The 10,041-nt window shown below is 41.3% G+C and carries 8 protein-coding genes; 5 read left to right on the plus strand and 3 right to left on the minus strand.

The window, feature by feature from the left end:
• Nucleotides 1-393 (minus strand): Hint domain-containing protein (locus tag J6I68_RS07820; protein ID WP_292219273.1); only part of this gene is annotated, 393 nt, incomplete at its 3' end.
• A gap of 142 nt (nucleotides 394-535) precedes the next feature.
• On the minus strand, nucleotides 536-2,488 hold the full coding sequence (locus tag J6I68_RS07825; protein WP_292219276.1) for a fructose-1,6-bisphosphatase: 1,953 nt from the start codon (nucleotides 2,486-2,488) through the stop codon (nucleotides 536-538).
• A 171-nt stretch (nucleotides 2,489-2,659) separates the two neighbouring features.
• On the opposite strand from J6I68_RS07825, the gene J6I68_RS07830 reads away from it, so the two are divergent.
• The 5 genes from J6I68_RS07830 (at nucleotide 2,660) to J6I68_RS07850 (ending at nucleotide 8,928) form a co-directional block, all read left to right on the plus strand.
• The gene (locus tag J6I68_RS07830; protein WP_292219278.1) at nucleotides 2,660-5,479 is read left to right on the plus strand and encodes an ATP-binding protein; all 2,820 of its coding nucleotides are present in this window, start codon (nucleotides 2,660-2,662) and stop codon (nucleotides 5,477-5,479) included.
• A gap of 2 nt (nucleotides 5,480-5,481) precedes the next feature.
• Complete coding sequence (locus J6I68_RS07835; protein ID WP_292219281.1) at nucleotides 5,482-6,252, plus strand: response regulator; 771 nt, start codon at nucleotides 5,482-5,484, stop codon at nucleotides 6,250-6,252.
• Between the two features lie 15 nt (nucleotides 6,253-6,267).
• Nucleotides 6,268-7,566 carry an ABC transporter substrate-binding protein gene (locus J6I68_RS07840; protein ID WP_292219284.1) on the plus strand — a complete coding sequence of 433 codons (1,299 nt, stop codon included), beginning with the start codon at nucleotides 6,268-6,270 and terminating at the stop codon, nucleotides 7,564-7,566.
• Between the two features lie 8 nt (nucleotides 7,567-7,574).
• On the plus strand, nucleotides 7,575-8,597 hold the full coding sequence (locus tag J6I68_RS07845; RefSeq protein WP_292219286.1) for an HD domain-containing phosphohydrolase: 1,023 nt from the start codon (nucleotides 7,575-7,577) through the stop codon (nucleotides 8,595-8,597).
• 121 nt (nucleotides 8,598-8,718) lie between these two features.
• Nucleotides 8,719-8,928, plus strand: coding sequence for a hypothetical protein (locus J6I68_RS07850; protein ID WP_292219289.1), 210 nt, complete (start codon nucleotides 8,719-8,721; stop codon nucleotides 8,926-8,928).
• A gap of 59 nt (nucleotides 8,929-8,987) precedes the next feature.
• On the opposite strand, the gene J6I68_RS07855 is transcribed toward J6I68_RS07850, so the two are convergent.
• On the minus strand, nucleotides 8,988-9,884 hold the full coding sequence (locus tag J6I68_RS07855) for a DUF362 domain-containing protein (protein WP_292219291.1): 897 nt from the start codon (nucleotides 9,882-9,884) through the stop codon (nucleotides 8,988-8,990).
• Nucleotides 9,885-10,041: the final 157 nt, after the last annotated feature.

The raw sequence follows: 10,041 nt of genomic DNA on the forward strand, positions 1-10,041 counted from the left end.
ACTGATCAGATAGCCAGCCATATACTGCCTTGTCTCTCTGTACTTATCATCTATGCTCTTTGAAAAACCAAACATCTTTCGGCCTTCTTCAAGAAAGATCACGTTTTCTCTTATAGAACCTTTGTCGTTTGAAAACTGCCAGCCAGACAAGGTCAGCCACTGATGCTCTGGACTGCAGATTAAAGTTCGGCCGTCAGTTAAAAGAATCTTTACCGCCTTACTTCTCTTTTTATTGATCTCTAGGACAGTACCCTTGGTATACTTAAGATCCTCGCCGTCATAACGCACGGAATATACAAGATCGCCACTCTTTAGATCCCGCACCTTCTTAGTGGTATTATCATAAAGAAGAACATCCATATTGCCATCAATACAGTCAAAATATCTGTTCATAAGATTATCCTTTCTGGTCGAAAAACAATAGGTTTACTACTATAGTAACACATCATCGCGCTGTTAATGTGTATTTTGCGTGAATTCAACGCTACCCGCAAACCCAGGGCGGGGAGCGAAAACTGGGTTTGCGGGTAGCGTTTTACTTCTCTCTTATGGCGCCGCTTTCAAAGGCTTTAAGCAGGTCTTTTAAGTCGTCTATTTGCCTTAGAAGTCCTTTTCCGATGTCAGTATCACGAACCAGGATTCTTTTCTTGGTCTTTTCTGTAAGTTGGATAGTGGGAGTGTTTTCCTGTCCTTTAACAAAGGGCTTGTGGGCTGCAAGAGCCAGATGATGTGAGTTAAAAATAAGTGTGTATCCTGCAATTCCAGTCTGTTCATGATAAGCCTTGGATATTCCTCCATCAATTATGTAGAGCTTGCCTCCGGCTTTTACAGGGTGTTCGCCCTTACCTGCCTTGACAGGAACATGTCCGTTTATTATGTGTGACCACTCAGGATCAAGCCCAAACTCCTTTAAGATTTTTTCTGCGTAGGGTTCCATTGCTGAGTATTTGTAGTAAGGATTGAAGTTTTCTTTGCACAGTTCTTTTTCACTCCGTAAAAAGAGATGCTCAAAGGTTGTGATTTTATCTTTTCCAAAAAGAGGAGACCTGGGGCCACACCACAGATACCACATAAGATCAACAGCATCCTGTTTTTTCTCCGGATCATCTCTCATATCGAGGAAAAATGCATCGTGGATCTTGACGTTTAAGTAGTCCATAAGTTCTTTTCCCGAAAAGCTTCCATCCCTGGTGGTCATGGGAATAAAGTTCCCGTTATCGTCCATAGGAATGCAGCCGTGATATAAGAGATTGCCGTTGACAATCCTATACATGGCGCCGTGGGAGTACAAAAACTGTACGTGCTTTAAAAGGAGCTGGGAGTGGATAAAGCTAAAGCGAAGAGTCCTCATAAGCTCTTCTTCTCCCTCGGAAAGAGCATAAGGGTCCTTTGGATCTATTGTTGGAAAGTTAGTATCAGAAAGCTTGTACAGTTTGCCCTCTATCTCTACTTCGTATGTGCCGTAATTTATTTTATCCAGAAGCAGCCTGTTATCAAGGTCATATTCAGGATGTCTTTTTATCAGCTGCCCCTCAAGTTTAAGCTGGATAATGCTAATGGCCTTGCACATCCTGGCAGCAAGATTTGGATTGACAGAATCGTACTTGTTTTCATCCAGAAGATGGGGCATAAAGCATTCACATGGATCGTCACCATAAACTTCAGCAGCAAACATTGACAGGGGGCGAAGGTTGATGCCATAGCCATCCTCCAGAGCATCGAAGCAGTTGTAGCTGGTTCCAATCCTGAGTACATTGGCAATACATGCTGTGTTGCCGCAGGCAGCTCCCATCCAGTCCACATCGTGATTGCCCCACTGTATATCAACGTCATGGAAGTTCATGATCTCTTCCATGACAAGATCCGGACGGGCGCCTCTGTCAAAAATGTCTCCTATTATATGAAGTGAATCAATGGTGAGATTCTGTATCAGCTCGCAGAGTGCGATTATGAACTCATCAGCGAAGTCAATCTCAATGATGCCGTTGACGATCTCGTTATAATAAAGCTTTTTATTGGGATCATTCATGTCAAGGTGAAGAAGCTCATCTATGGCATATGCATAGTCTGCAGGCATCTTTTTGCGAACCTTGCTCCTTGTGTATTTACTTGAGACCACGCGGCAGATGGAAATTAAACGGTTGATGGTTATCTTTTGGTGCTCAGACAGCTCCTTTGCCGAAACGTTCTCATCATGCCTTATATTACTTATGACTTCCCGCGGATAATAAATAAGGTTGGCCAGTTTAAGCTGGTCAGACTCCGTCATCTGATTGCCAAAGGTCTCTTCAATCTTGGCTCTTATAATACCTGATGAGCTCCTTAGCAGGTGTGAAAATGCCTCATATTCTCCGTGAATGTCGGAAAAGAAATATTCTGTGCCCTTAGGAAGCGCACAGATGGCACGAAGATTGATAATCTCCGCCGCAGCCTTCCTTGAATTAGGAAATTCCTTGGATAATAAACGCAGATATTCTATGTCTCTCATTGCTCTCCCCTCATGTAACAAGTGACAGGTGAATTACGTTTTTACTGATATACCCATTATTATACATACACTCTTTGTTGTCATTGCGTGAAATCAACATTTGAACTTGTTATATGGTAAAATAATGATAACCTGTTGTCGTTTTTGTGACCGGAGGATGGAGGGCAGAGTGTGAAAAGAAGGGCAATCATTACAATAAATCTTCTGATAATGGGGAGTATACTGTTTTTCATCTTCAGATATGCCAATGATAAGGCAAGTGAAAGTACACATAATTCAATACAGGCTTTTGAAAAGATGACTACGACCACAAGTCAGATCATTGTCAACTACCTGGAGGATGAACAGCATCTTTGTGATATATGGGCAAACTATGTTAACAGCGCTGCTAATGACGGAGCTCCTATGACAGCGAATGAGGCTATATCATATATCAGAAAGGCAAAGATATCTCCTGAGATTGAGGGACATCTGATATTTCTTGATAATGCCGAGAGAAAGGGTATTTCGACTACAGGGAAGGTATCGGACTTAAATGACTATACTGTTTCCTATAAGAATATAAGCATATTTGACAATATCGGAAATGTGAGCAATGAAAATGACGTAGTCAACCTGACGAGGGCTTATACAAATCCAAGTAATGGGGTGCAGTCCATAGCGTTTTTAAACAATGTTATGGTTATCGATGAAGAAAGCGGTGAACTGGTAAAGGGGCTTTTGATGCGTGTTGTGCCTCTTAGCCGTCTTGAGCAGAAGCTTGTTTTCCTTAACGGAGAGTACGAGAACGTTGAAATCTGCCTTATAGATCAGGAAGGAAATTACGTTGTTCACGGCAAGTCTTTTAAAAACAAAAACTTTTTTGAGTATTATAAATTATATAATACATCTTCAGCAGAGGAATATGATCAGGTAGTAAAAGAGATAGTCAGTGGCACAGGCACTATGATGCTTAAGAATGCCAAGGGGGAGGATTACATTTTATCCTACACACCCCTTGCAACAATGAAAACATGGTCGCTTCTGGCATATTTACCGGTTGGCGATTTTGCCGCAAACAGGTCTATAGACTGGCTGCTGCTTGGGATAGCCTCTGGTGGCTTTATACTTCTTATAATATTTAATTCCTCTGTTATGATGAGCTATAACCGCAAGCTTTCAGAGGCTGCAGTACAGGCAAATCAGGCCAATGAGGCCAAATCTTACTTTTTATCCACCATGTCCCACGATATACGTACGCCAATGAATGCAATATTGGGATTGAATGAAATGGTTATCAGGGATTCTAAGGATGAAAATATCAGAATGTATTCTGAGAGCATAAGAACAGCGGGGAATACCCTGCTTGGCATCATAAATGAAATTCTTGATTTTTCCAAAATTGAAGCAGGAAAAATGGAAATCATAAATGTTGATTACAGTTTTGTGTCCCTTCTTAACGATCTTGTGAATATGGTGCAAAAGAAAGCTGAAGATAAGGGACTTACTTTTAACCTGGATATTGACAGCGATATTCCTACAGTTCTTAACGGTGATGAGATAAGAATCAAACAGATTATAATCAATGTCCTTTCGAATGCAGTAAAATATACAAAGAAGGGTCACGTAACCTTCATGGTACGTGCCAACAGAATTGCAGATAAGCCTGATTCAATAAGACTTAGGGTTAGAGTTGAGGATACGGGTGTGGGCATAAAACCTGAAGATCTTGACAGGCTGTTTGTGGCTTTTGAACGCATTGACGAAAAATCAAATAGAAATATCGAAGGAACAGGACTTGGTATGTCAATCGCCCAGAGCTTTCTTGATATGATGGGAAGCCATCTTGAGGTTGAAAGCGAATATGGCAAAGGCTCGGTATTTTCCTTTGAGATTGACCAAAAAGTAATTAAATGGGATCCAATTGGAGATTTTCAGGAGTCCTTTAGGCTTTCTTTAACTGAGAGGGCAAGCTACCATGAAAAATTCACGGCGCCTTATGCCAGGGTTTTAGTGGTTGATGACACTCCCGTCAATCTTACTGTTTTTGTGAATTTGCTACGGAATACCAAACTCCAGATTGATACGGCGGAAAGCGGCGATGAATGTATATCTCTTTTTACAAAAAAACATTATGATGTTATATTCCTTGATCACATGATGCCTGATAAAGACGGTATCGAAACGCTAAGGGAAATGAAGGCTATAACTGATACTCCGAATAAAGAAACGCCTATAATCTGCCTTACAGCCAATGCAATATCCGGTATGCGTGAAATGTATACAACAGCGGGATTCGACGATTACCTGACAAAACCGATTGATGTTGAGAGACTTGAAATGATGCTGCTTCAGTATCTGCCAAAGGGTAAGGTAGGACCAGCCTCTGCCAAAGGTGGTGAGGATGAATACAACCTTCCGGACTTTTTATTTAATCTCAAGGAAATAGACGTGGGGTCAGGACTTACTCACTGCGGCAGCGGCGAGTCTTACGTGTCAGCGCTTAAGATGTATTTAGATAGCGCTGAAAACAATGCTAAAGAGATCGAGAGGTACTACGCTTCAAAAGACATAAAGAACACGACTATAAAGGTTCATGCCCTTAAAAGTACATCTCGTGTAATAGGAGCCCTGGAAATTGGCGAGTTTGCAGCAAGGCTTGAAAAGGCCGGAGATGCCGGTGATCTGGAAACGCTGGATAAAGAGCTCGGAGAACTTATTTCAAGGTACAGGCAGCTTGCAAAAGATCTTGAGCCTTTAGCTGAAGGTGATGACGATGATAAAGATGATGATCGTCCGCTTATAAGTGATGAAAAACTTAAGGAGATTTTCAAATCTTTGCAGTATTATTGCGAGGAATATGACCTTGATAGCATAGTTGGCCTTGTGGCATCTCTTGACGAGTATAGAATACCAGAAGAAGAGATGACGCGAGTTGACGCTATAAAAAAAGCAGTGGATAATTATGATTATGAGATGATACCGGATATTCTTTCTGGGGAAATGAGATAAAGATGAGGAGCACTGTACTTTTAATAAGCAGTGGTTTCGGCTTTATGGCCGAGGCATTGGACAACAACCTGAAAAAGCAAGGTCTTATAACTGAATTTGCTGAGCACAAAGTAAGGAGCATTGAAGAAAAAAAGCAGGATAGCGACATAATTCTTTTGCTTGCCGGAGACTATATATACAACTCTCCGGAAGCACTTGTGTACTTAAAAGATATAACAGTAGATGAGGAACGGCCACTTTGTGCCATAGGCCATGATGAAGAACTTGAAGTGATCTATCAGTATATACCTCAGGATCATTTTAAGAAGGTTTTTTCGCGCCCCTTTGATGCAAAGTATATAGCAGAGGAGATCAAATATATAGCAAAAGCCGCTCAGGAGGCTAAACTGGGGAAAAGAATCCTTTTGGTGGATGATGATCCTACTTTCCTTAAGATGCTTCAGGGCTGGCTTCATGAAAAATATAATATTGCTGCGGTTAAGTCGGGAATGCAGGCTATCACATATCTTGCCAATCATTCACCGGATCTTATTCTGCTTGACTATGATATGCCAATAACGTCCGGCCCACAGGTCATGGAGATGATAAGAAGTGAATATAACTCAAAAGAGGTGCCTATTATCTTTCTTACAGGTAAGTCTGATCGCGATAGCATAATGAAAGTTATGAAGCTTAAGCCACAGGGATACCTGCTTAAGACCTTGTCAAGGGACGATATTGTGGCGGCAATAGACAATTATTTTCAGACACAAAGATGGGATAGTTTCCTTTAAATGGAGGGAGTGCCTATGAATAGAACCATAAAAACGCTGATTTCATTGAGCCTTGTAGTTGTATTGCTATTGCAGGGCTGTGGCAGCAAAGAGAAAGAAAATAAGACCTTTGTTCCAAAGTATGACAAGAATACAGAGTTTTCGCTGACAGTTGTTGGAAGTTATTCTAACTTTGAATCACTGGAAGCTGAGTTTGAGCGTTTTTATGAATATTATCCCAATGCAAGCCTGCAGTATGTAACAATGGATGATTACAACAATGTTATCTCAAGCGCGCTTGTAAACAGTGAGCCACCTGACATTTTTACGACCAACACCTGGATGGTGGGGAATGAGAAATACAATGATCTTTTTGATTCCTGCGAGGTTATCTCTGATCCTGAACTTGGCATAGATTATTCCTGTATCAGAAATTCACTGATATGGAGCACGGATTCAGGGGATGTTGTTATGCTTCCAATCTTCACTTCATCCTACGGAATGCTGGTCAATATGGATATATTTGAAAAAGAGAATTTAGAAGTTCCAACGAACTTTGGAGAGCTTGTAGAAGTTTGCAAAAAGCTTAAAAACGCAGGATATGAATCCCCTGTTATGGGAGCAAATAAGTTCAGCGGCCCTGGATTGTTCAACTGCTTTGTATATCCGATGTTTGCATATGACGCAATGAAAAACAGTGATAAGATTGATGCACTCAATAATTTTGAGCCATCCTCCGGAGAGCTGATGCGGCCCGCTCTGGAAAGACTGTATGAATTTGTGAATTCTGACTGCATAGATGTGGCAAAATGTCAGAATGAGATAATTGACGACTACGATTCGGTAATAATGCGCTTTTTTGAGGGAGATGTACCGATGATGTTCGCCACAGGGGATGTTGCCTCTGGAACGGCCAAGAGGGAGAGCAAATCAGAGGCCTTTTCGGCAAATCCTTTTAAGTACAGATTTTTTGTTGCACCTTCTGGTGACGATGGCGGATATTTCATAAATTCTACGAGCCTTTGCTTTTCTGTCAATAAGCATAGCAGGAACCTTGATATGGCCAATGAATTCATGCGATTTCTAATAAACAAGAATGAGCTTAGCAACATGGCTGGATTAAAACGCCTGATTACTCCTGTCGATGATTTTTCCTTCGATGAGCTTTATTCTTCACTTGCAGAAGTGCCAAAGGACAGGAGCTTTAGTGATAAGGAGACAGGTCTTTTGGATCCGGCGGTCAGACAATTTCGGGCTGCTATTTACGCTGTGGGAAACGGCAGAATGACTATCGATGAGGCTATTGCTGCGTATGGAAATATACCTGAGGAGTAAAGTAATAGATGAATGAAAAAATAGTTATAGTTGACGATGATGCCTTAATCCTTCGAAATGCAGACAACACGCTGTCAGATACATATAAAGTTACCTGCCTTAAAAGCGGAAGGATGTTTCTTGATTATGTCAAAAAGAATACTGTAGACATGCTTCTGCTGGATATTAGGATGCCGGAAATGGATGGCTTTGCGACCCTTAAGGCCCTTAGGGATTGGGAGAAGAAAACTGGCAAAAAGGCTATTCCATGTATATTTCTTACAGCTAATGAGGACAGTAAGTCAGAGTCAATAGGGTTATCTCTTGGCGCAATGGACTTTATCCGTAAGCCCTTTGAGGCTGAGGTGCTAAAGCTTAGAATGCATAATCTTTTGGAGCTTATTAAACTCCAAAATGACCTTCATCATGAGGTTGAAATAAAGACTGCAGAGCTTGAGAGCCTTTCTGTTCATGTTGTTCAGACACTGGCAGAGGCTATTGATGCGAAAGATAATTATACGAACGGCCATTCCACCCGCGTTGCGATGTATTCAAAAGAGATAGCCAAAAGATATGGCTATTCCCCAAAACGTCAGGAAGAAATATACATGATGGCTCTCCTTCATGACATAGGCAAGATAGGCATTCCTGATAGTATTATCAACAAGCCAGGAAGGCTCACGGATGAAGAATACGCAACAATAAAAGAGCATCCAGGGAAAGGCGCAAAGATACTATCGGCTGTCACAGAGATGCCAGGTCTTGTTACAGGTGCCAGATGGCACCATGAGAGATACGATGGAAAAGGTTATCCTGATGGTCTTAAGGGCGATGACATACCAGAGGAAGCCAGGATCATTGCCGTTGCTGATGCATATGACGCCATGACCAGCAACAGAAGTTATAGAGAGACCATTCCCAGGCAACATGTTATAGACGAGATAAGCAAGGCTATAGGAACTCAGTTTGACGAGCGCTTTGCAAAGATCATGCTTCAAATGATTGAAGAGGACAAAGACTATGCTATGCGCCAGTGTTTGCCAGAGGAATAATTGTAATTTATAAAAAGATTATTTGACGCATCACGATATACTATTTACAATACTGACGAGAGTGGAATTATGTCGTTTATAAAATCGCTATATTTCACATATTTTGAAAGGACACTATTGTATGGATGCAAACGGATTAAATGCAGAGCAGCAGGCTCTTCTTGCGAGCATAATGGGTAAGTCATCACAGGCTGGTGGCGGTGGTGGATTCAGCCCCTCTATGGTTCAGTCTCAGGCGCCTGCAGCAACAGCAGCTCCTGCAGCCGCAGATCCAGGTAAGATGCTGAGCCAGGCAGAGATTGACGCACTTATTGCTTCAATGGGAAAATGAATACGTTTTATGAGAGTAATAGACGAGACCTCCTGATTTTTTTCAGGAGGTCTTTTTTGTCAGTCTATGGATATGAGTTCATATTCTTTTACGCCAAAGCCAAGCTGTGCAGCTCTGTCTACGGTATGTTCACCGTTTCTTGTCTTTACTCTTTCAAGGAAGTGGTCTTTGCCTGGATCATCTGACTTATAGATAAGATCAAGACATGCTCTGTCGATTGCAACAGGATCTGTTGAAATAAGGATGCCAACATCTTTCATGCAGGGATCTTCTGCAATTGCACAGCAGTCGCAGTCAACTGAGAGATTTTTCATAACATTTATAAAAACCATTTTGCCATTAAAGTGGTTAACTACGGCTGATGCAGCTTCTGCCATGGATTCAAGAAATGCATCCTGCGGGGGTAGATCGTCCCATACGATGCCCTGATCCTCAGCCCGTACATATTTTCCGGCGGAATGTATGTTGACTTTTCCTGCTGTGGAGGCACATCCGATGGAGAGCTGTTTAAGAGCTCCGCCGTAGCCTCCCATTGGATGTCCCTTAAAGTGAGACAAAACCAGCATGGAATCGTAGCAAAGAAGATTTTTGCCAACTATATCGCACTTTAAGTGACTGGGGTTTGGAATATCAAGTTCAACGTCGGGACCTTCAGCATCCATCAGGTCAACAACAAAAAAGTCGTTCCAGCCATGCTTCTTAATGAGCTTTTTATGCTTGTCTGTACTGTTTCTTTCACCTTCATAAGCTGTATTGCATTCAACAACAGTTCCATTTACGTGTTCAACCATAGGTTTCCAAAACTCCGGCTTTAAATAGTTTTGGTTGCCATCCTCTCCGGAATGGACCTTAACTGCAACTTTGCCCACAAGCTCTTTTCCCAAGGTATCATACATCTTTACAACCTGCTCAGGGGTAATTGTTTTAGTAAAGTAAACTTTTGAAACTGATCCCATTATATATACCTCCTAAAAAAGAAAACTATCACTTTTGAATTTAATCATATCATAAATAAAAGGTTGGATTAACTTATTAAAATATTATAAAAATAAACTATTTTTAGATAATTTAATTTATAATTTAAAGTAGTTTGCATTTTATGTAAACGCTAAT

Origin of the sequence: Butyrivibrio sp., assembly GCF_017940685.1 — a bacterium.
Lineage (GTDB): Bacteria > Bacillota > Clostridia > Lachnospirales > Lachnospiraceae > Butyrivibrio.